Raw genomic sequence first — 20,135 nt, 5'->3', positions numbered from 1 at the left:
AAGGCTTGCCAGGCATCGTCGCGACCCCCTGCGCCCGAGGCGAACCCAACGCCGTGCAGGGCTTCCAGGCTGCGCGGAGGTGGTTCGCCTCCGCGACCGGGCCGCTGCCGACGCGCAGCACGGCGACCGCTCCGACGTGGCCGCGCGCCACGAACGGCTGCGGGCTCGCGGCGTCGAGGTCCTCAAGCCGCCGACACCCCAGCCCTGGCGCCGCCGCTCGCTGTGGCTGCGCGACCCCGAAGGCAACGTCGTCAACCTCTACCAGGACGCGTGACGACCGGTTCCCTGCACCTCGGTCCGCCCACTCCGGTCCGGCCTTTGGAAGAAGCCCAGCTTCTTCGGCGAGTACGAGACCAGGAGGTGCTCGGTCTGCTGGTGGTACACGCCGTGCTTGGCAGGCCACTGCGGCAGGCGAGTACAACCGCCTGCACACGGCCGCGCAGGTCCAGCTCGGCCAGACGCGTGACACGTATGTCTGCACCAGCACCTGATCGACTACTCCCTCACGGAGGCACCCGCATGAGCCACCGCGTGGCCCTGGCCCGCATCCGCCCCAACCCCCACAGCCGCGCCGTCCAGCGTGACCTGCGCGACGCCGGCGAGATGCACCGCACCCTCATGCGAATGGTCCCCGAGGCCCTCGGCGACGCCCCCCCGCCAGGGGGCCGGACTCCTCTACCGCCTGGGCGAGACCGACACCACCAGCACCCTCCTCGTCCCGGCCACCGTCCTCGACCCCACCCGCCTGCCCTACGACCACGGGCACGCCGACCTCAAAGACCTCACCCCGATGTTCACCGCCCTCACCAAGGGACTCGCCCTCCGCTACCGGACCCGTCCTACGGCGCCGGCCTGCTCAGCCTCGCCCCAGCAGCCGACGGCCGGTGAGCCCCCCCCAGCACGCAGACGGCGAGGCGCGCCGCCCCCACCCTGATGCCGGTTCCCGGCGCGTCTCAGTGCTTTCCGCCGACGCGGGGCGGTCCGTGGAGCGAGGCCGTCGGCGAGGGCATCGCCCTATCCCGGCCTGTCGACAGGGCCGTCTCGCATCCCCCGTCGGGACGGCCCTGCTGCTGCCATTCGTAGGCGACGCCTTCTCGGTTGAGGTGCGAGTCGTATCCGGTCGGTCGCGTAGAGGGGGGGACTCCGGCGGTGCGGACGGCGCGCGCCGAACGCCTCGCGGCCGGTCCCGGCCAACCCGTCACGGTGGTCCCGCCCGCTGGGGGTACCGCACGATGCTCGTGCGGCCGGGCCGGTGTCAGTTGAGGTGGAGCGTCGTGAGGGCGGTGGTCCAGTCGGTCACGATGGCTTGTTGCGCTTGTGTGAGGGTGACCTTGCCGGCGCAGACCGCGGTGTGCAGTTTGGTCTCCACGGGGTCTTTCTTGTTGTTGACGCCCTGGCTGTTCTTGTGGCCCGGGTCGGTGGGTTCGACCCACAGGTTGCGCGGGTCATTGGGGTCGCCGCCGAGTTGCAGGCTGATCAGGTGGTCGTACTCGGCTTCGCCCATCGCGCCGGTGTAGTCGTAGGAGGCGGCGTTGAGTTTCTTCTCCTTGCCGGTGACGTAGGTGGAGGGGCGTACACCGGAGGTGTAGCCGCCCTTGCGGCATATCGTCGTCTTCAGGTTGGCCTGGGTTACGGCCGGGGAGGTCGCGCCCGGGGTGCAGGCCGGGTCCTCCAGCGGCTCCCCGTGCTCGTACCGGTAGTGGCACGAGCCGGCGGCCGGCTGCTGCTGCACCGTGTACTTCTTCTGCGGGCCGGCCCCCACCGCGATCGCCCGGCCTGCGCCGCCCGCCCCGCTCGTGCTTGAGGCGGTCCCCGACGTGGCCGGGCTCCCGGACGGAGACGGGCCGCCCAGTGATCCGGATTTGCAGCCTGCGAGCAGCAGGCAGGACAGCACTATGACCGGTATGGCGCGGCGGGTGGACAGCATGACGGCCCCTCACGGTACGGCGACGGCTGAGCAGATGCTGCCCTACCCGGTCGGCGCCGCACCGCGCGGGGTACGGCGCGCGGACGCACACCCGGCGTACGACCGTTGACGGGTTCAGCCGAAACACCACGGGACTCGGACGGGCACAGGCTGTAGGACGCTGCTCGTGGAGGGTACGGGGCGCAGCGGGTGCCCGGCTGCCGACGGTCTCTCATGTGCCGATGCCTGCCGGACCGGTCGCTTCGGCTTGGTGGCGCGCCCAGGCGGGCAGCCGGATGCGCTCCCCGAGGTTCGGATCATCGAACACGGATGAGACCGCCGCCGCGGCATGGGTGGATTGCATCTGGGAAGTGCCGTGCCGATCATGCCTGATGCAGTCCTGGAGAAACCCCGGCATCGCGGGTCGCAAGGCACTTTGGGCAAGGGGGTCCTGACAGTACCTGTATCACCTGGGTCTCCCAGACGTCCCAAGCGCCTGTCAACCTGGTCGAGTCGAAAGCGCCGACGACACTTCATGGACACGCGCCGCAGCTTTACCCTCACCAGTTCGATTCAGCTGCCCCGAATGCGCGACCGCGTCGGCGCATTGTTCCACGGCAGAAGGGACGGAAATCAATGGCGGACTCCCAATTCACCACTCGTACGGAACTTTTCGACCTGAGTGGGAAGTATGCCCTTGTCACTGGCGGCACCAAGGGCATTGGGATGATGATTGCGCGCGGCCTCCTCCAGGCGGGCGCCCGCGTTGTCATCAGCTCACGCAGGAAAGACGCGTGTGCGGAGGCACAGCATCTCCTGTCCGAATTCGGCGACGTTCAGGCAATTCCCGCCGACCTGTCCAGGCACGACGAGTGCCGGCGCCTCGCCGATCTTGTCAGGGTCGACTCGGAACGCCTGGACATCCTTGTCAACAACGCGGGAGCGATGTGGCGCGAGCCGCTGGCGACGTTCCCGGACGAGGCATGGGACGCAGTGATCGACCTCAACCTCAAGTCGCCGTTCTGGCTGGTGCAGGCGCTGCTTCCCGAACTTCGCAGGGCGGGCACCGCCGATGATCCCGCGCGGATCATCAACATCGGCAGTATCGCCGCCATCCACGTCGCCGAGTCGCCCAACTACTCGTACGCCAGTAGCAAAGCGGCACTCCATCAACTCACCCGAGTCCTTGCCAGGGAGCTGGGCCCGCAGCACGTCACGGTGAACGCGGTAGCACCGGGAGTGTTCCCGTCACAGATGATGGCGTCCACGCTCGATGCCATCGGCGACACGATCGCGGCGGCGGCCCCTCTGCGCCGGCTCGGCCGCGACGACGACATGGCGGGTATCGCCGTGTTCCTCGCCAGCCGGGCCGGGTCCTACCTCACGGGCACCGTCATCCCGGTGGACGGCGGCATCGCGACGACCGCAACGGGTACCCCTTAGGCTGCGGCACGGGCATACGGTGAGGGGATGGCCACGATGGACCTACGCACCGAGATCCGGGAGTTTCTCAGCTCGCGTCGCGCCCGCATCGCACCCGAGCAGGCGGGCCTGCCCGCTTACGGCGGCAACCGCCGGGTCAAAGGCCTGCGCCGCGAGGAGGTAGCGCTGCTGGCGGGGGTGTCGGTCGACTACTACGTACGCATGGAGCGCGGCAGCCTCGCCGGTGCCTCCGACGGCGTGCTCGACGCGTTGGCCTCCGCCTTGCAACTCGACGAGGCCGAGCGCGACCACCTGTTCCACCTCGCGCGCCGGTCCAGGGCGCCGGGCGGCCCACGCCGGCGCAGGTCTGCCGTGACGGTGCGCTCGACACTCCAACAGGTGCTCGACGCGATCTCCGATGCGCCGGCCTGGATCAGTAACGGCCGTTATGACGTGCTCGCCATGAATCAACTCGCCCGCGCGCTGTTCTCACCTGTGCTGGCCGACCCGCGACGGCCGGCGAACACCGCGCGGTTCGTCTATCTGAACTCCACGGCGGCCAGAGAATTCTTTGTCGACTACGACCAAGTTGCCGGTGACACGGCCGCGAAGCTACGCATGGAAGCCGGCCGCAATCCGCACGACGAGGAGCTGATCGCCCTGGTCGGCGAACTGTCGACGTGCAGTGAGCTATTCCGGCAGCGGTGGGCCTCTCAGGACGTGCGGCTGCACCGGTCCGGACGCAAGCGGGTGCACCATCCGATCGTGGGCCGGCTCGACTTGGACGTCGAGTCCCTGGAACTGCCCGCCGAACCCGGCCTGCACCTCAATGTCTACACCGCACCCGCGGGCACACCGACCTTTGACAACTTGGCGCTCCTGGCATCGTGGGCGGCCACCCAACAGACGCTGGCGACCGAGCTCGAAGCACACAACGGATAGTCCAACTCCTCCTGCCGTACTGGAGGTTGTCCCGTACCTGGTGGGGCGGTGGCGTCGGTACGGCGTCGGGGCGGTCATGCGCAGCGCGGTCACGGACGGGCAGGTCGCTGTCCTGGAGTTCGCGCGGGGACATCTCCATGAGTGAGGTGTCAGCCTCCGCAAGATCGTCACGGCAGTGGTCGGCTCAGCCCAGGACCAGCTCCCGCTCACGGGACAACCTTTGGTAACCAGGCCAGTTGAGTCGATCTCCTAGTGGACTCCAGCAGCCTGCAGTACGCCGAGATAGCGGCTTCCTCGGTGCTTCCTCGGTCCTCGGCTTCATCCCGCTCAGCGCGGCCTTCCCGGTCTTCCGGCGGCAGATCGTCCAGGGCATCGCCACGACGGGCCAAGTGACACACCGCGCCCCTGGAGCGAGGGCGCCGACGTCACCTGCGGCCGGCCACCATGCGCAGAGTGGGTTCGTTGCGGAGCCTGACGAAGGTGGTGGCCAGCGCGACGGCCTGGACGAGGGCGCAGACCATCATCACGTCGCTGAGACGGGCCGGCCGCGTGAGCGCCACGAGGACGCCCGCCACGGGGAAGGGCAGCAGCAGGAGAAGCATCGTCAGGGAGAGCGTCGCCCCGAGCGCCGTGGTGGGGATGATCAGCGACCGCACCGTACGCAGCACGACCGTGAGGCCGCCGTCCCCCGCCATGAAGATCGCCACCAGGACGGTGTAGGAGACGAAGGAGGGGACCTGGGTGAGGGCGAGGCACGCGGCGGAGGCGAGCGTCGCGGACACCATGCCCACCCCCCAGAGGTCGACGCGGCTCAGCACGAACCGGCAGCACGTGATGGCCAGCAGGGTCGCCACGGCGGCGGCGGACCACATGGCGCCGACGTCGGCGGAGGAGCGCCCGAACGTCTCCACCACGATCACCGGACTGGCGGACTGGAGCAGGCCCAGGGCCAGATTGGAACAGGCCAGCCCGGTCACCAGCCAGCCCAGCGCGGGAAGCGTCAGCAGTGTCCGCAGGCCCAGGCGCAGCGCGCCGCCCTTTGCGGTGCCGTCGGCGCGTGCGGCGCGCAGCGGAGTCGGGGGAGTCTGCAGGCCGAGCACGGCGGCGATCAGGGACACCGCGCTCAGGCATCCGAGCATCCAGTCCGGACCCGCCAGGAGGAGCAGGCCTGCGAGCAGCGGACCGGCGACCGTGGCGGACTGGTCGATGCTGACCAGGACCGTCTGGATCCCGTGCGGCCCGGCCTGGTCCCGCCGGGTGACGATCGCTCCGACGGCCTCGTTGGCGACGAAACTGAACTGGGACAGCGTGCCGGTGACGGCCGCCAGGACCAGCGTTACAGCGGTCTCCGCCGGGCTCGGCGGAAGCATGAGCAGGGCCACCGTGGAGACGGCCACCACCACGGCCCGCGCGAGCGAGGCAACGAAGCAGACGATCGCCGCACCGCGTCGGTCGACCGCCTTGCCGGCGAAGACGAACGCCGCGATCCGCGGTGTCCACTCCAATGCGAACGCCAGGCCCGTCAAAGACGCCGAACCGGTAATGGTCAGGACCAGGAGGGGCATGGCGTACGTCGCCATGGAGAACGCCAGCGCGTCACTCGCGCGCGGAGCATATATTCGCCGAAAGAGACTGCCGGCCGGAACGGCGGCATGCCGACCGGCAGGCCGGTCCTCGTGCACAGTGATGGCCACGAAAGAGGGAGACTCTCGATAGATGTGCGGGGGAGGTTTTGGGGAGATCCCGGTCAGTGCACGGAAAATGCATGTCTGGAAAAAGGCCGAGTTGCGTCCGTGCCCATCAGGCTGCGCACTAGGGGCACCTTGCCTCCGCTCTGAGGAAGGAAGAGGAACCGGCATGCCGACGGCGCCAGTTGACGGCTGAACTATACAGCTCTCAGAGTGACGCGGCGTATTCGGTGCGCGAGTCTCCGGCGGAGAACGATATGCCCTTCTCTGGGGCATCGGTGAATTCCTCGGTGCCCCGTCGCCGGCCCGGAGGAGTTGTGCGTCAGGCCCGCACGCTGTCCGCATGGGGTGCGAGGTCAAGAAAAGGCCGCGAGTACCGGCGGCCCGGTCGTCTCCGGCCGGGCCTGCTTCGGGTTCACCACCGTGGCCCGGCACCATCGACGACGCCGGTCCGCCACATCACCCAAGCCCCGCCGCCCCGCTGGGCAGACCGGCTGTTCGAAGCCCGCGCCGCCGGCGCCAACGAGCCGCAGGGGAAGTCTCACGGAGCATGTAGGCGGCGGCGCGCCCCAAGGCCAGGGCCGGGGTCAGGGGAAGGAGCAGATCATCTCCGTATGGGCGAGGAACGCTGACCGTCGAGGCCGGTCAGCTGGCGGATTGTCCCTCAACCTCACGGAACCCCTTCGCGGCTCGGGATCCGTCCTCCGTGCCCGACGGGGACTGACACCTGGCGACGTATGGTTGTGCGGGTTGCCTGGAGGGCAACAGCGCCTCCAGGCAACCGATTTGAGTCCTAGAAGAACCCGAGCTTCCGAGGGCTGTAGGAACAAAGAATGTTCTTCGTCTGCTGGTGGTACGCGACTTACGTGGCTCTGACCAGTACGAATGCGGGCTTTGAAGCGGGGATGGCGGGCTCTGGCCCGTGTATGGTCCGGATCTTGGTCGTGAACTGGGCGAGGCCGGAGTCGGAGAGGGCTTCGCTCAAGACGGGGCGTGATGCGGGGAGGACGAAGAGATCTTCTTGAAGTCGTCTATCTGGTGGCGCTGACCTGCGACGACGTTGCTGGGATTTCGGATGGGGCTGGCTCACGGCAGGGTCAGCGCCACGGGCGATGACGAGGGCGGCATCGTCACCAGAACACCCTCGCGTCGGCTGGAACCATCGGGAGGTGTTATCTCCAGGCCCCGACGGAACACCCCCGCGTCTGCGGGAAGGACATCGAGACAGCCCTCGACGAGATCTGCCGCTACGGAATATCCCCGCGTCGGCGGAAAGACCTCTTCAGACCCTTGGACACCCGGTCGTGTGCCGGAACACCCCCGCGTCGGCGGGGAGGACCCCTGAGAAGGACGGGGGCGGCCCGCGACGAACGGAACACCCCCGCGTCGGCGGGAAGGACGTCTCGAACATGGTCCCCTGCCCCGCGGGGACCGGAACAGCCCCGCGTCGGCGGGAAGGACTACATCGAGTGCTTCCCGCCGACGCGGGGGTGAACCGAAGGGTCCGCGAGCTGGCCAGGAAGTCAGCTAGTGCTTCCAGCCGACGCGGGGGTGGACCGCTGGATGTCGGTTCGGCTTCGGGCCCGGTTCGTGCTTCCCGCCGACGCGTGGCGGTCCGTGGACCGAGGCCGCGAGCGAGGGTATCGCTCTATGCCAGACTGGCGTCGGGGCCGTCTCGCATCCCCCGTCGAGGCGGCCCTGCTGCTGCCGTTCGTGGGCGACGCCGTCTCGGTTGAGGTGCGAGTCGTAGCCAGGACCGGTCGCGTAGAGGGGCGGTCACTCCGGCGCTGCTCGGTCACTCGTGGCGAGTGCCGGGACGTGAAGCCGCGATGTGGTGGGCAACGAGGCACTGGGAGTCGATGCCCGATGCGGACCTGGCAGCAACGTCCACGCGTTGGTGTGCGGTGGCACGATCGCGGTGGACGCGTGCTCGTCGGCTACGTCCCGGCCTCCCGGCTCAGCGGCCCAGTGCCTTGAGTAGTTCGCGGCGGGAGAAGCTGTTCGGCGGCAGTGTCGCGGTGCGACGGTACGCAACAGTCCCGTCGGCGTTCACCAGGAAGGTTCCGCTGTGCTGCAACGCCAGGAACGACCCCAGGCCGGCCGCTTCGTGGCCGCTACCGGAAGCCCAACTGCCCACCGTGTCGTTGCCGATCCGGCGGGCCAGTTCGGCGGCGTCGAGCGGTTCGCCGGGTGCCACGAGGACCACCCGCACGTTGTTGCCCAGGTCGCCCGTGGTGGCAAGGTCGGTCAGGGTCCGTGCGTGGTTCACGCACACCGGGCACGTCGCGGCGCGCAGGAAGTACACAACGGCGCGTTGTCCCGCCCGAACCTGCTGCAAAGTGGTCGCCAGGCCATCCGGGCCGACCAGATCGATGTCCGGCATGGCCGTACCCACTGCGGGAACGGATTCGATGTCTGTGCTCATGGTTACACTTCCTTCTTTAAGCAGGGCGCTTGCCTAAAATAGTCAAGCGGGCTGCCTATATTGTCAAGGGGGTTGCTTATGTTGTCGGACGAAGTGCTGCAAGAGCTGGCCAGTGCCAGCGAGAACGACCTCGGACGGGCACTGCTCGAGGCCGCCCGGGTGGTCAACGCCATACTGTTCGACCAGCTCGTAGGCCTGGGTCACAAGGCGGTGCGCTCTGCTCACACGGCAGTCTTCTCGAACCTGGATCCGACGGGCACTCGTATGGTCACCCTTGCGCAACGGGCCGGCGTCAGCCGGCAGGCGATGAGCCAACTGGTCCGTGATCTGCAGATCGCCGGCTACGTGGACGTTCAGCCGGACCCGGACGATGGCCGTGCCACCCGTGTGGTGCTCACCGACCGTGGCATCGCCTTCTGTCTCGATGCCGCCCGCGTCATTCGTGAACTCGAACAGCACTGGCAGCAGTTGCTCGGTCCGGGCAGGCTCAAAGAACTGCGCGCCACCCTTCGGGCGTTGAGTCAGGCGTAACGCGGCGCGCGTGACTGGCTGTACCGCGTCATACGCGTTGCCCGATCATGCCGCTGGCCCTACCTGTCGACCGAAAGGCGGTTTGCAGCGGAACCTGCAAGATGCGGTGTTGCTGGGTGGAGAGCTGTTGAGATCTGAGGGGCGCTATGTCCTTCGCGCGCGACTCACCGTTGCCCTACTGCTGCCGCCTGCAAGCGTGCTTCTACTTAGCTGTGCACCTCCTGCCGTCTAGGGCAGGTGGGGGAAGAGCCGCCGCGCGTTGGCGGAGGTCAGCTCGCGCCAGGTGAGGTTCGATGCGGGCTGTGGAGCATTGTCGATCGAGGCGAGTTGCGCATCCACGCCGTCCGCGGGAGTCCAGCAGGAGTCGCTGCCGTACAGCACATGATCATGCCCGAGGGCTGTGGTGAGTGTGGGGATCTGATCCGGGAAAGGTGTTCCGGCCATGTCGTACCACAGGCGCCCGAGTTGTTCGGGTGCGACGGCTTTGGTCGATCCTGCGAGCCCGAACGTGCTGCGGAACAACTCCATGCGCTGACCGAGCAGAGGGAGGGCGCCGCCGCCGTGCGGGAAGATCCATTGAATGTTCGGGTAGTTTTCGAGCACGCCGTTGAACAGCAGGTCGCTGGCGGCGCGGGCCGAGTCGAAGACGAACTCCAGCATCGGGCGCGGCCGACCGAGGGCGACGGCCTCGGAGTGTGGGGGAGATGTGGGGTGGACCAGGACCACTGTGTGACGCCGGTCGAGTTCCGCGTACAGCGGCGCGTAATCGTGGTGGCCCAGGTAGACGCCTCCGGTGTTGCTTTTCAGGATCAACCCGTCGCTGCCGAGTTCGTCGAGTGCGTGGGCGGCCTCGGCCAGGGAGCCCTCGACGTCTGGCAGTGGGATCGCGGCGAAGTGGCCGAAGCGGTCCGGATGCCGGGCTTGGATCGCGGCACCGGCCTCGTTGACATGCCGGGCCAGCGTACGGGCCTTGGCGTGGTCCCCGAAGTGGATGCCGGGGGAGGAGATCGAAAGTATCGACGTTCCCACACCCCACTGGTCCATCTGGCGAAGGTGGGTGTACTCGTCCCAGGAGGGCCAGCCCGGCATGCCGTCTGGACGCGCATGGCCGGCGGCTTTGGCCTCTGCGACGTAACGCGGGGTCAGGAAGTGCGCGTGGACGTCGATGAGTGTGGTCGGGTTCATGGGCGTCGTCACGCGCATGCCGGCGTGTGCTCGATGCCGGCACACCACACGCGCTGGAGCGCGCGGGTCGCGCGGATGTCACTGAGCGGGTCGCCGTCGAGCAGGACGAGGTCGGCGCGTGCTCCGGGGGTGATGGTGCCGCGGTCGGTCAGGCCGAAAAGCCGCGCGGGCAGGGTAGTCGCTGCGGTGAGCGCTTCAAGCGGCCTCAGGCCCGCGCGGACGAGCAGTTCGAGTTCGTGGTGCAGGCTTGAGCCGTGTTCGGGGCTGAACGGGACGCCTTCGGTGGTGTTGGTGTCGGTGCCGGCGAGGATAGGCACCCCGGCACCGTGCAGCAGGCCGACACTGCGCAGGGCACCGGCGAATGCCGCCTCGGGGGCACCGACTGCGCTCGCTACTCCTTCCATCATGGTCAGAGTGGGGATGGTCGCGATCTGCCGTGAGCGCAGCCGCGTGAGCTGAGTGTCCGTCAACGGCTGTCCGAGGGGAACGTGGGTGATGAACTCCGGTGAGGTGTTCATTGCCGCCGTGTAGTCCTCGGAGGTGACGGCATGGATGACGGTCTTGAGTCCGTGCGCGTGGGCGGCGTCGACCAGGGCGGCCGCGGTGGCCTCGTCCAGGCCGTCCCCGAGTACGATCTTGATGTAGTCCGCGCCGTTCGCGACTCGGCCGGCGATGAACGCCTTCGCGTCCTGAGGCGTGTCCACGTGGGTGGTTTCGGGCATGCCGGGGATCTTCGCCTGCATACTGCGCGAGCTGATCGCCGGCAGGCCGGGGCTGCGCAGGTCGCAGGTCCCCGGTACACGACCGAGTGTGGACAGGGCCATGTCCAGCGCAGTGGTCACCCCATAGGAGGCCAGCACGTCGAGCAGCTCTCGATGTTCCACGTGTGCATGGGCGTCGATGAACCCGGGCAGCAGGACCGCGCCTGAGGCGTGCACGATCTGGGCACCGTCGGTCGAGGTGTCCGCGGCGATGGACGATCCCTCGATCACCACGGTGCGCGGTTCACTCAGGGTTGTGCCGTCGAAGACCCGGGTGCCGACGATCGCCGTACGAGGCGGCTGTGGTTCGGACATGGGGGTTGACCTCCATTGATTGGACCGGTCTGTCGGGCGAGCGCCGATCACCGGTTTGCTGGCAGTCCTGTTTTCTGGTTGGCGGGGCGGTGAGTCCGGGTAAGGACGGTCCGGGCCCGGTTGAACCCTTGGGCCCGGTCCGCTGGCAGCGTTGTGGACAGGCGGCTCTGATGGCCCTGCGGGTCAGCACTCTGGTCCTGGCCGTGTACGGGCCGATGAGCTGCCACGATCCGCCAGGACATCGGTGAGTGCTGAGGTGTGCGGGCCCGAATGCGCTGCCTGCAGCCGAGAGCTCTGCACCTGGAGGGTGCGTCGTGAGGGCGGTGTCAGTCGTCGGCGCACCGTGCGGCGAACTCCAACTGCAGCTGATGGAGTTTGTCGCCTCCGTGATGGCGGTCGATGTTGTGGCCGGTGCCGTGGAAGATCGCCGCGTCGACTGACGAGGCTGCGGTGAACTGCCCGGCGAGGTCTGTGACGCGCTGCTGGTCGGCCATCCAAAGGTGGTCGTGTTCGGCGAGGACGTAGTGCACGGGCACCGTGACCTGCCTTGCCAGCGTGGGGAATTGCTCCGGCCAGAGCCGGACGACCTCCAGGAACTCCGGCGATGGCACCGGCTCCCAGGCCGGGGTGGCTCGCTGCACCGCATCGGCGTGCATGATGACGTCCGGGCCGTACATGATCTGTCGGCGGAGGCCTGTGGGGCACACTACCGGCTGCCCCGGGGGCATCGCCTTCCAAGCGCCGTTCCCCTCGGCCGGGCCCATGTCGTCGATGCCGTTCAGCGCGATGCCCAGCAGCGGCCACGTCAGCCGACCGGTCAGCGGCCACGTGGGGTGGCCGGCGGCCAGGTGCACGGCGATGGCAGAGCCGATGGAGTGCGACACGATGACGACGCCGGGGCGGCCGTCTCCGTACTGCTCCCAGAGGCGGCCGATGGCGGTGTCGAGGATTTCTGCCTGGCGGGCGAAGGCGCTGTGCTCGTCCGGGAGGGGAGCGCTACGTGTGTAGCCGGGACGGTTCAGCGCGAGGACTGTGAAGCCTTGCGCAGTGGCCTTGTCCAGCAGCGAGAAGCCGGGGATGTCGAAGTACTGTGCGTCGTGGCTTCCGCCGCCGGGGATGCACACCAGCAGGGGCAGCCTTGCCTCGTCGTCCGGCTGGTCCGGGAAGGCTGCGATGCCGGTCACACGTAGTGCGTCGACATCGACGTCGAATTCACGCTTGTCCATGGTCGTTCTTTCGATGGGAGGTCGGATGGCCGACTCACGCGATGGCGCAAGATGACCAAGGGCCGGCCGCAGGCCGATGTGGCGCGCTCTGGTTCTGCTCCAGGCGATGCGTTGATCGGGCCGCATCAACCGAGCATCACCGCACGCTGCTCGCCTGTCCCACCGTGTTTCATTCAATGGCACGGCGCGGCATACTTCTCACCGTGTCGCACCCCACGCCCGCGCGTTCGCGAGGCCGCAAGCCCGCGCACGGGGAACCCGTTCTCGACCGCGCGCTGCGCCTCCTCACCGTCTTCGAAGGGCACGACGGGCCGCTGTCGCTGACCTTGCTCTCCACGCGGGCGGGACTGCCCAAGAGCACCACGCTGCGCATCGCCCGCCAACTCGTGGCTTGGGGAGCCTTGGAACGTACGGGCGACGGTGAGTTCGTGATCGGGCTGCGCCTGCTCCAGCTCGCCACGCTCGCACCGCGAGGGCACGGGCTGCGCTCGATCGCCATGCCTTTCATGGAGGATCTGCACAAGGCCACCGGCCAGCACGTTCTGTTCGCGGTGCGCGACGGCGAGCACGCGGTTCTCGTGGAACGACTGTCCGCGCACCGTGCCGGACGCGTTGACTTCCGCGTGGGCGGTCGGATGCCGCTGCACAGCACCGGCATCGGCCTCGTGCTGCTGGCCCACGCCCCGGCCGAGGTCCAGGAAGCCGTGCTCGGCGCCGACTTGGTAGCCGAGGACTCTGGTCGGAGGGTCGATCCTGCCGAGTTGCGCCGGACGCTGGCGCAGGTCCGGCAGGAGGGCACAGCCGTCAAGATCCGCGGGGTTCCGGAGCCGATGGCCTCGGTGGCTGCACCCATTCTCGATGCCCGTCAGCACGTGATCGCGGCGTTGGCCGTCATCGCCCCGGCGCAGTCCATGCAGCCTCCGGCCATGAAACCGGCGGTCGTCGCGGTCGCCCGCGCGATCTCGCGAGCCGTGCGATCCTCCGACATCGCTCTGGGACCAGGGAGTGACGGGCAGGACTCGTAGTCCGGTCCGCAGGTGCGGACGGAAGCATCGGCTGCGTCACACAAGACGCATGTGATCAGGCCGTGCCGTCGCGGGAATGCCCCTTGCGTGCCCGGCGGCCTGGCTGCGCCGCCTGCATGGGATCGGTGTGGGGTGTCGCGCGCCAGCGGTTGCTCATGGGTGTCGTTTCAGCCGGTCGTGTTGTGCTCGGCGACAAGCCTCATCGCTGTGACGCGGTCGCGCGCCGCGAGAGCCTCGACGAGCGCTGCGTGGAGTTCGTACCGCTCGCGGATGTAGTCGGCCAACGGGTGCTCCGCCGCAGGCAGCACGGAGAGTGTGTGCGACTCGATCAGATCGAGCAGGCTCACGTAGAGCGAACGCAGCAGCGTGTTCGGGGAGATCGCGGCGATCCGCGCGTGCAGTTTCCAGTTCGCCTTCACGAAGGCGACCGGGTCCCCGCCTCCCGCCGCGTCCTGCATGGCGGACAGCAGCGTACGCAGTTCGGCGAAGTCGGCCGGGGAGCCGTGCCAGAGCGCGTCCTCGATCAACAGCGGGTCGAGCGCGTCGCGGACCCGGACCGCGTCGGCCACGTCCGTCGGTTCGGTGTCCAGGGCGAGTACCGAGTTGCCGAGCCGGACCATGGGGGGCTGGCTCGCCGCGAACAGCCCGCCGCCGGGGCCGGGCCGTACCGAGACCACGCCGCGAGCCTGCAGCAGGCGTAGTGTCTCGTTGAAGGTCCCTACCGAGACGCCGCACAGGGCGCGCAGTTCTTCCTTCGTGCCGAGCCGCTCGCCCACCGGGACGCCGCCGGCGAGCGCGGTGATCTGCGCGGCCGCCTGCATGGCTCGGTGCGAGCCCGCGCCCTGACGGTCCCAGTCCGCGCGCCGCAGCGCGGGCGGGTCCTCCGAGCCCGGTCGCGGTCGCGGTCGTTCGCTCTTCGGCACGTCGCCTCCTCAGCGCACCCAAATTGATTATGAAGGATATCAGTTTCGTCTCTTGACGACGCTTCCACCTGGACACAAGATGGCCATAATCATCATGATGATTTAGGTTGGAGGCGGGTGTCGTGGTCAGTGATCAGGAGTTCCGTGACCTGATGGCGGGAGTGTGCAGCCCGGTCACCGTCGTCACGGCGATGGAACAGGGCAGCCCGTGCGGAACCACGGTCGGCGCGTTCGCCTCGCTCTCCTTGCATCCCCCGATGGTCACCGCCGCGCTGGACCGTCGATCCGGTCTGCTGGACGTGATCAGGCGCCGCGGCGTGTTCGGCGTGAACGTCCTGGGCCGGGGCCAGGAGGGGATCGCCCTACGCTTCGCCCGTCGTGGCATCGACCGGTTCGCCGACGTCGAATGGCGCCTCGAACACGGACTGCCGCGCCTGGCCGACGCGCCCGGCTGGATGGCCTGCCGAATTGCAGACCTGGTGGAGGGCGGCGACCACCTGCTGGTCCTCGGCACGGTCGAGGCCTGCGCCAGCGGACTCACCGCACCGCTGGTCTACGCACACCGCACCTTCGGTACGCATTCCGGCTTCGAGTTGCGCCCCCGGCGCCCCATCACCGAACAGATCGCGGCCCTGGCCCGATGAAACCCCGCACAGAGACCTACTTGGAGGTCACGATGAATGACTCCACCACCGGCATCCCGGCCCGTGAAGAACTCGTCGCACGCGCCGAGGCCCTGGGGCCGCTGATCCGCGAGCACGCCCCAAAGACCGAAGCCGACCGCCGCGTCCCGGACCAGGTCATCGACGCACTGAGCGAGGCGGGCCTCTTCAAGCTGAGCACGCCCCGGCGGTACGGCGGCTACGAGTCCGGGATGCGCGCGATGCTGGACGTCTCGGCGGCGGTCGCGCGGGCTGACGGCTCGACCGGCTGGGTCGTCGCACTGGTCAACGTCTGCAACTACATGGCCGGGCTCTTCCCGGTACGTTCCCAGGACGAGGTGTTCGGCGCCGACCCGGAAGCCAAGGTCACCGGCGTACTCAGCCCGACCGCCAGCTCGGTCAAGGTGGACGGCGGCTGGAAGGTGAACGGCCGCTGGTACTACAACTCCGGATCCTGGCACTCGTCCTGGGCGTTGCTCGGCATCCCGGTGACCGACGCGGGGGGTGAGGTCGTAGACCAGGGTCTCGCTCTTGTCCCGCGTGCGGACCTGCAGATCGAGGACACCTGGTTCGTCGCCGGGATGAGGGGCACAGCGAGCAACGCTCTGATCGCCGAGGACGTCTTCGTGCCCGAACATCGGGTGATCTCCGTGCCCGCGGCCGTCGAGGGCGAGTTCGGGACCGAGATGGGCGACGAGGAGCTCTACCGCTCGGCGTTCATCCCCGTGCTTGCGCTTGTCCTGATCGGGCCGCAGCTGGGCCTGGGGCGCGCCGCACTGGACTACGTGATCGAACGCGCAGGCAAGAAGCCGATCTCCTACACCTTCTACGAGACGCAGTCCTCCTCCGTCGGTGTCCAGCTGCAGATCGCCGAGGCCGCGCAGCTGATCGATACCGCGCGTCTGCACGCCGAACGGGCTGCCGCGGTGATCGACCACTACGCGGCGGTCGGCACCCAGCCCGATCTGGTGACCCGTGCGCGGGTGCGCGCCGATACCGGGTGGGTGGTCAAGAACACGCTCGCGGCGCTCGGCATCCTGCTCGACGTGCACGGGGCCGGCTCGTTCGCCGAGGTCAACCCGCTGCAGCGGATCTGGCGCGACGCCAACGTCGGCGGCCGCCACGCGATCGCGGCCCCCGAGGTCGCGCTTGAGGTCTATGGCAAGGCACTGCTCGGCATAGAGGAGCAGATCACCCCACTCATCTGAGGCGAACCCCACCCACCCAGAACGGACAACGACATGCGTATAGCCAACGTGCACGGCCGCGTCGTGCTCGTGAACGCAGCCGGGCGTGCTCTCGACATCGAGCAGGCCAGCGGCGGACTGTTCGGCGCCGACCCGCAGGCGCTCTACCCGCGGTGGGCAGAGTTCCGCCGCTGGGCCCGGGAAACGGGGCACGAGACGGCCGTCCTGGCGCCCCAGCCCTTCGAACCCGAGCACCTCGGTTCGCCGGCCCCCTTGCCCCGGCAGGTGTTCTGCGTGGGCCTGAACTACCGCGATCACGCCGCGGAATCGGGCTTCGCCGTCCCGGACACGCTGCCGCCGGTGTTCACCAAGTACGTCAGCTCCATCACCGGACCGGTCAGCACCGTGAGCCTGCCCGAGGGCGGCCACACCGACTGGGAGGTGGAGCTCGTCGTCGTAGTGGGCAAGACGGCCCGCCACATCGAACCCGCCCACGCCTGGGACCACGTGGCGGGGCTCACGGCCGGCCAGGACCTGTCCGAGCGCATCACCCAGCTACAGGGCCCCGCGCCGCAGTTCGGACTTGGCAAGTCCTTCCCCGGCTTCTCGGCGATGGGCCCGTACCTCGTCACTCCCGACGAGTTCACCGACCCCGACAGTCTCGAACTCGGCTGCTCGGTCAACGGCGTCCAGGTCCAGAAAGGCCGTACCGGCGATCTGATTTTCTCGGTTCCCGTTCTGTTGGCCCGGCTGTCGGCGATTCTGACGCTGCTGCCCGGCGACGTGGTGTTCACCGGGACCCCGTCCGGCGTCGGTATGGGGCGCAGCCCGCAGCAATTCCTCGCCACAGGCGACGTACTGGTCAGCTATGTCGAGGGCATCGGCGAGCTGCGCCAGACCTTCACGGCGGCGTGAGAGGCGACAGGAAGACGACATGACTCTGCACCGCCTGTCCAGCGTCGAGGTGGGCGTACCCGACATCGGCGCGACCAGCTCCTACTACGCGCAGTTCGGTCTCACGGCACAGCCCGACGGATGGTTCAGCACCACCGACGGCGGCCGCCAGCTGCACCTTGTGCCCGCCGCGCAGCGCTGCCTGCGTGAGATCGTCATCGGAGTGGACGACCAGGACGACCTGGCTGCCGCCCGGTCCCGGCTGCAGAAGCTGGGCATCGACAGCGTGGTCGACGCCACCACTGTCTCGGCACGCGAACCGGTCTCCGGGGTGCGCGCGACCCTGCGCATCGAGCCCCGCATCCAGCAGCCGACGATCGCAGCGACCCAGTACAACGGACCCGGCCGGATCGAGCGGCCCGGCTCCCGGGCACCGGGCATCCTGCGCGACGACCCCGTCAGGCCGCGCAAGCTCGGCCACGCCGTACTCGGCACGACCGACTTCGCCGCCACGACCGCGTTCTTCCACGACGGCCTGGGATTCAAGCTCAGCGATCGCATGGGCGAGATCGGCGCCTTCCTGCGCTGCTCGACCGACCACCACAACCTGCTGGTGCTCCATGCCCCGGTGCCGTTCCTGCACCACACCTCCTGGCAGGTCGACGACATCGACGAGATAGGGCGCGGCGCCGCCTCGATGCTCGAGGGCCACCCCGAGCGTCACGTGTGGGGCCTCGGCAGGCATCACGCCGGATCGAACTTCTTCTGGTACCTGAAAGACCCGGCGGGCAACTTCAGCGAGTACTACTCCGACCTCGACTGCATCCTCGACGACCAGCTGTGGAAGCCAGAAGTCTTCGAGGACGCGAAGGGCCTGTTCAGCTGGGGACCGCCCCCGCCGCCCTCGTTCATCCAGCCGGACGACCTGGCCGCGTTGATGGCCGGGCTGCACAGCCCGCAGTGAGCCGCTCAACCGTCCCAGGGCCCACCCGCGTCTGCCGGCGTGGTACTCGCAGAGCAATACCTCATCTGCCGAGAAGCCACACACCGTGGGCACAAGCCGGGGTGCTCCACCTCATCCTCCTCGGTTACGGACCCTCGCTCCCGCTCCGGCTGAACCGTCCACAGGGGGTGCCCTGGTAAGCAGAGGCGTTCGACCGCCGGCCGCCTTGCCAGCCAACGGCGTACCTCGAACTGCCCTGCATTCCGGTCACGGCGACACGCGGCGACGGCACCGCCGAACTGCTCACCCACGCATGAGTCCGCTGCGATCTGTGCACCTGGCACCAGCCACCGACCAGGCTGGGTCCAGCCTGGTCGGTGGCTCGCATTCGATGTCGCCGTGTCAGCCCAGGGGGCCCGACCGTCGATGCGGCGGCATGATGCGCTTACGCGGGCGGCTTGGCCTGCCCTGGCGTCCGCAAGGCATCGTCCAGCACATCGAGCCGAGTAACTGCCGCCATTGCTGTTCGAGTTCGCGTATGACGCTGCCCGCGTCAGCGAAGAGGCCGATGCCCGCTTGGTCAACGGCACGCGGGTGGCGCGTCCGTCGTCCCGGCGGCCAGACTGAACGTCGACATATCGGAGGCTTGCAGGTCACCTACAAGCTGGCTCATCGCCTGCCGGGTGATGCCGGCGCGCTGCGCGAGTGTGACCGTCCTCGTGCCGGACGGATCAAGGTTCATGAAGACCACCGCGTGTGCTGTGCCCACGGTCGGGTGACCACGTTCCCCGAGCCGTTCGAACACTGAGACATTGACCACGCAGGAGGCGCCCCAGGCCCATCTCGCGTGCTGAGGCCAGGTCCCGCAGCCCTTCGTCCGCCAGCATACGCAACCACCTTGACAAAATGCGCAGCCTCCTTGACTATTTTAGGCAAGCGCCTTGCCTAATGGTAAGTCCCGCATTTCGACCGAAAGGGCTCCGCTATGGAAGCCATCTACACCGCCTCCGCCATCGCCACCGGCGACGGCCGCAACGGCCGTGTCCGTTCCAGCGACGGCATCCTCGACCTGAACCTGGCCATCCCCAAGGAGATGGGTGGCCCGGGCGGCGCCCACTCCAACCCTGAAATGCTCTTCGCCAGCGGCTACTCCGCCTGCTTCCACAGCGCCCTCAAAGTCGCCGCCCGCATGAAGAAGATCGCGCTTGGCGACACCACCGTCACCGTCGAAGTCGGCATCGGCTCCAACGGCCAGGGGGGCTACCAGCTGCAGGCCGCCATCGAAGTCCAGATCCCCGACGTCGACGAGGCCACCGCCCGCGAGCTGATCGAGGCCGCCCACCAGATCTGCCCCTACTCCAACGCCACCCGCGGCAACATCGAGGTCACCCTCAACCTCGCCTGAGTCGCTCCGTGTGTCACGCAGCGCGCGGCCGTGCGATTCTTCCGCACGGCCACGCGCTGTCGTGTGAGTTACCTCAACATCGTTCTGCGAGGCGGGCCCCTTCATGTCCTTGGGCCAGTCCCAAAGGAGAGAAGAGGTCTTCCTCAGGTCGTCTACCTGGTGCCGCTGACCTGCGATGATGTTGGTGGGAACGTCTCTGGCTCGGGCTGATCCGTCTTTCTGGGCCTTTCGCGCTCGTGCCCGGTCATGGGCACCGCAGGACGTCGAGTCGAGGCTCGCCATGATCCAGTCGATCCGATCCGAGGCGTCGGCCCGGAGGATCCGGCTACACGGCTCGGCAGGTCGGAACAATCATGATGCGGAAAACTTCATCGCCAACGTCCCCGGCCGCCCCGAGCCCCTGCATGGCCGGGAGATTCGGCGCTACGGAACTCAAACCATGTTGGACGCTTTCCCCGACCTGAAGATCGATGTTCACGGCATCTTCGGCGCTGGGGGCAAGGTCGCGGTGCCGGTCAACTTCCAGGGCACCCACGTCGGAGCCTTTCAGTGGTTCGAGGCGACGGGCCGGACGGTCGCCTACCGCAGCGTCGAGGTCTACCGCATCGAAGGAGACATGATCGTCGAGGAGTGGGCCGCTCCGGGCCTGATCAGCCTCATGCAGCCGATCGCGCCCACCGCGACCGACTGCTGAC

At 68.3% G+C, this 20,135-nt stretch carries 19 protein-coding genes; 11 read left to right on the top strand and 8 right to left on the bottom strand.

The features are described from left to right. Window positions 1-79 precede the first annotated feature (79 nt). Window positions 80-274: a VOC family protein gene (locus tag ACFZB3_RS43005; protein WP_391387426.1), complete on the top strand. Its 195-nt coding sequence runs from the start codon at window positions 80-82 to the stop codon at window positions 272-274. Window positions 275-1,255: 981 nt separating this feature from the next. Here ACFZB3_RS43005 and ACFZB3_RS43000 read toward each other — a convergent pair. Then, complete coding sequence (locus tag ACFZB3_RS43000; RefSeq protein ID WP_391387424.1) at window positions 1,256-1,927, bottom strand: hypothetical protein; 672 nt, start codon at window positions 1,925-1,927, stop codon at window positions 1,256-1,258. A gap of 615 nt (window positions 1,928-2,542) precedes the next feature. Between ACFZB3_RS43000 and ACFZB3_RS42995 the strand changes: the two genes are divergently transcribed. Then, window positions 2,543-3,349, top strand: a complete 807-nt coding sequence (locus ACFZB3_RS42995; protein WP_391387422.1) for an SDR family oxidoreductase — start codon at window positions 2,543-2,545, stop codon at window positions 3,347-3,349. A gap of 27 nt (window positions 3,350-3,376) precedes the next feature. After that, window positions 3,377-4,270, top strand: a complete 894-nt coding sequence (locus ACFZB3_RS42990) for a helix-turn-helix domain-containing protein (RefSeq protein WP_391387420.1) — start codon at window positions 3,377-3,379, stop codon at window positions 4,268-4,270. 425 nt (window positions 4,271-4,695) lie between these two features. Here the strand turns inward: ACFZB3_RS42990 and ACFZB3_RS42985 are convergent, their stop codons facing one another. Further along, window positions 4,696-5,964, bottom strand: coding sequence for an MFS transporter (locus ACFZB3_RS42985; protein WP_391387417.1), 1,269 nt, complete (start codon window positions 5,962-5,964; stop codon window positions 4,696-4,698). A 1,951-nt stretch (window positions 5,965-7,915) separates the two neighbouring features. Continuing rightward, a complete protein-coding gene (locus ACFZB3_RS42980) occupies window positions 7,916-8,383 on the bottom strand; it encodes a redoxin family protein (RefSeq protein ID WP_391387413.1) in 468 nt (155 codons plus the stop codon). A gap of 78 nt (window positions 8,384-8,461) precedes the next feature. Here ACFZB3_RS42980 and ACFZB3_RS42975 point away from each other — a divergent pair, with 78 nt between their 5' ends. Beyond that, complete coding sequence (locus ACFZB3_RS42975) at window positions 8,462-8,914, top strand: MarR family transcriptional regulator (RefSeq protein ID WP_391387411.1); 453 nt, start codon at window positions 8,462-8,464, stop codon at window positions 8,912-8,914. Window positions 8,915-9,142: 228 nt separating this feature from the next. Here the strand turns inward: ACFZB3_RS42975 and ACFZB3_RS42970 are convergent, their stop codons facing one another. The 3 genes from ACFZB3_RS42970 to ACFZB3_RS42960 all read right to left on the bottom strand — a co-directional run bounded on the left by ACFZB3_RS42970 (window position 9,143) and on the right by ACFZB3_RS42960 (window position 12,401). Continuing rightward, window positions 9,143-10,117, bottom strand: coding sequence for an amidohydrolase family protein (locus ACFZB3_RS42970; protein ID WP_391387407.1), 975 nt, complete (start codon window positions 10,115-10,117; stop codon window positions 9,143-9,145). Beyond that, window positions 10,108-11,175 carry an amidohydrolase family protein gene (locus tag ACFZB3_RS42965; RefSeq protein ID WP_391387404.1) on the bottom strand — a complete coding sequence of 356 codons (1,068 nt, stop codon included), beginning with the start codon at window positions 11,173-11,175 and terminating at the stop codon, window positions 10,108-10,110. The genes ACFZB3_RS42970 and ACFZB3_RS42965 overlap by 10 nt, the downstream gene beginning before the upstream one ends. A gap of 326 nt (window positions 11,176-11,501) precedes the next feature. After that, window positions 11,502-12,401, bottom strand: a complete 900-nt coding sequence (locus ACFZB3_RS42960; protein WP_391387401.1) for an alpha/beta fold hydrolase — start codon at window positions 12,399-12,401, stop codon at window positions 11,502-11,504. Between the two features lie 203 nt (window positions 12,402-12,604). Here ACFZB3_RS42960 and ACFZB3_RS42955 point away from each other — a divergent pair, with 203 nt between their 5' ends. Then, window positions 12,605-13,426, top strand: a complete 822-nt coding sequence (locus ACFZB3_RS42955; RefSeq protein WP_391387398.1) for an IclR family transcriptional regulator C-terminal domain-containing protein — start codon at window positions 12,605-12,607, stop codon at window positions 13,424-13,426. A gap of 167 nt (window positions 13,427-13,593) precedes the next feature. Here ACFZB3_RS42955 and ACFZB3_RS42950 read toward each other — a convergent pair whose 3' ends face one another. After that, window positions 13,594-14,349: an FCD domain-containing protein gene (locus tag ACFZB3_RS42950; RefSeq protein ID WP_391387395.1), complete on the bottom strand. Its 756-nt coding sequence runs from the start codon at window positions 14,347-14,349 to the stop codon at window positions 13,594-13,596. A 122-nt stretch (window positions 14,350-14,471) separates the two neighbouring features. On the opposite strand from ACFZB3_RS42950, the gene ACFZB3_RS42945 reads away from it, so the two are divergent. The 4 genes from ACFZB3_RS42945 to ACFZB3_RS42930 are packed head-to-tail and all read left to right on the top strand — an operon-like array spanning window position 14,472 to window position 18,056. Next, window positions 14,472-14,993 (top strand): flavin reductase, encoded by a 522-nt coding sequence (locus tag ACFZB3_RS42945; RefSeq protein WP_391387392.1) that lies wholly within the window; start codon window positions 14,472-14,474, stop codon window positions 14,991-14,993. 32 nt (window positions 14,994-15,025) lie between these two features. After that, the gene (locus ACFZB3_RS42940; RefSeq protein WP_391387389.1) at window positions 15,026-16,219 is read left to right on the top strand and encodes an acyl-CoA dehydrogenase family protein; all 1,194 of its coding nucleotides are present in this window, start codon (window positions 15,026-15,028) and stop codon (window positions 16,217-16,219) included. A 33-nt stretch (window positions 16,220-16,252) separates the two neighbouring features. Then, on the top strand, window positions 16,253-17,113 hold the full coding sequence (locus tag ACFZB3_RS42935) for a fumarylacetoacetate hydrolase family protein (RefSeq protein ID WP_391387386.1): 861 nt from the start codon (window positions 16,253-16,255) through the stop codon (window positions 17,111-17,113). Between the two features lie 19 nt (window positions 17,114-17,132). Then, complete coding sequence (locus tag ACFZB3_RS42930; RefSeq protein ID WP_391387383.1) at window positions 17,133-18,056, top strand: VOC family protein; 924 nt, start codon at window positions 17,133-17,135, stop codon at window positions 18,054-18,056. A gap of 559 nt (window positions 18,057-18,615) precedes the next feature. Here ACFZB3_RS42930 and ACFZB3_RS42925 read toward each other — a convergent pair. Then, complete coding sequence (locus ACFZB3_RS42925) at window positions 18,616-18,840, bottom strand: MarR family transcriptional regulator (protein ID WP_391387380.1); 225 nt, start codon at window positions 18,838-18,840, stop codon at window positions 18,616-18,618. Between the two features lie 180 nt (window positions 18,841-19,020). Between ACFZB3_RS42925 and ACFZB3_RS42920 the strand changes: the two genes are divergently transcribed. Continuing rightward, on the top strand, window positions 19,021-19,440 hold the full coding sequence (locus tag ACFZB3_RS42920; RefSeq protein ID WP_391387378.1) for an Ohr family peroxiredoxin: 420 nt from the start codon (window positions 19,021-19,023) through the stop codon (window positions 19,438-19,440). Window positions 19,441-19,720: 280 nt separating this feature from the next. Further along, a complete protein-coding gene (locus ACFZB3_RS42915; RefSeq protein ID WP_391387375.1) occupies window positions 19,721-20,134 on the top strand; it encodes an ester cyclase in 414 nt (137 codons plus the stop codon). Window position 20,135 lies beyond the last annotated feature (1 nt).

Origin of the sequence: Streptomyces sp. NPDC008092 (genome assembly GCF_042957285.1) — a bacterium.
Classification (GTDB): domain Bacteria; phylum Actinomycetota; class Actinomycetes; order Streptomycetales; family Streptomycetaceae; genus Streptomyces.
Note: the sequence above shows the minus strand (reverse complement) of the source record. Positions and strands in the feature narration are given on the sequence as shown.

Coding starts and splice junctions, on each gene's coding strand:
- ACFZB3_RS43000 (WP_391387424.1), bottom strand. CDS start 1,927: ATGCTGTCCACCCGCCGCGCCATACCGGTCATAGTGCTGTCCTGCCTG.
- ACFZB3_RS42995 (WP_391387422.1), top strand. CDS start 2,543: ATGGCGGACTCCCAATTCACCACTCGTACGGAACTTTTCGACCTGAGT.
- ACFZB3_RS42990 (WP_391387420.1), top strand. CDS start 3,377: ATGGCCACGATGGACCTACGCACCGAGATCCGGGAGTTTCTCAGCTCG.
- ACFZB3_RS42980 (WP_391387413.1), bottom strand. CDS start 8,383: ATGAGCACAGACATCGAATCCGTTCCCGCAGTGGGTACGGCCATGCCG.
- ACFZB3_RS42975 (WP_391387411.1), top strand. CDS start 8,462: ATGTTGTCGGACGAAGTGCTGCAAGAGCTGGCCAGTGCCAGCGAGAAC.
- ACFZB3_RS42970 (WP_391387407.1), bottom strand. CDS start 10,117: ATGCGCGTGACGACGCCCATGAACCCGACCACACTCATCGACGTCCAC.
- ACFZB3_RS42965 (WP_391387404.1), bottom strand. CDS start 11,175: ATGTCCGAACCACAGCCGCCTCGTACGGCGATCGTCGGCACCCGGGTC.
- ACFZB3_RS42960 (WP_391387401.1), bottom strand. CDS start 12,401: ATGGACAAGCGTGAATTCGACGTCGATGTCGACGCACTACGTGTGACC.
- ACFZB3_RS42940 (WP_391387389.1), top strand. CDS start 15,026: ATGAATGACTCCACCACCGGCATCCCGGCCCGTGAAGAACTCGTCGCA.
- ACFZB3_RS42935 (WP_391387386.1), top strand. CDS start 16,253: ATGCGTATAGCCAACGTGCACGGCCGCGTCGTGCTCGTGAACGCAGCC.
- ACFZB3_RS42930 (WP_391387383.1), top strand. CDS start 17,133: ATGACTCTGCACCGCCTGTCCAGCGTCGAGGTGGGCGTACCCGACATC.
- ACFZB3_RS42920 (WP_391387378.1), top strand. CDS start 19,021: ATGGAAGCCATCTACACCGCCTCCGCCATCGCCACCGGCGACGGCCGC.
- ACFZB3_RS42915 (WP_391387375.1), top strand. CDS start 19,721: ATGATCCAGTCGATCCGATCCGAGGCGTCGGCCCGGAGGATCCGGCTA.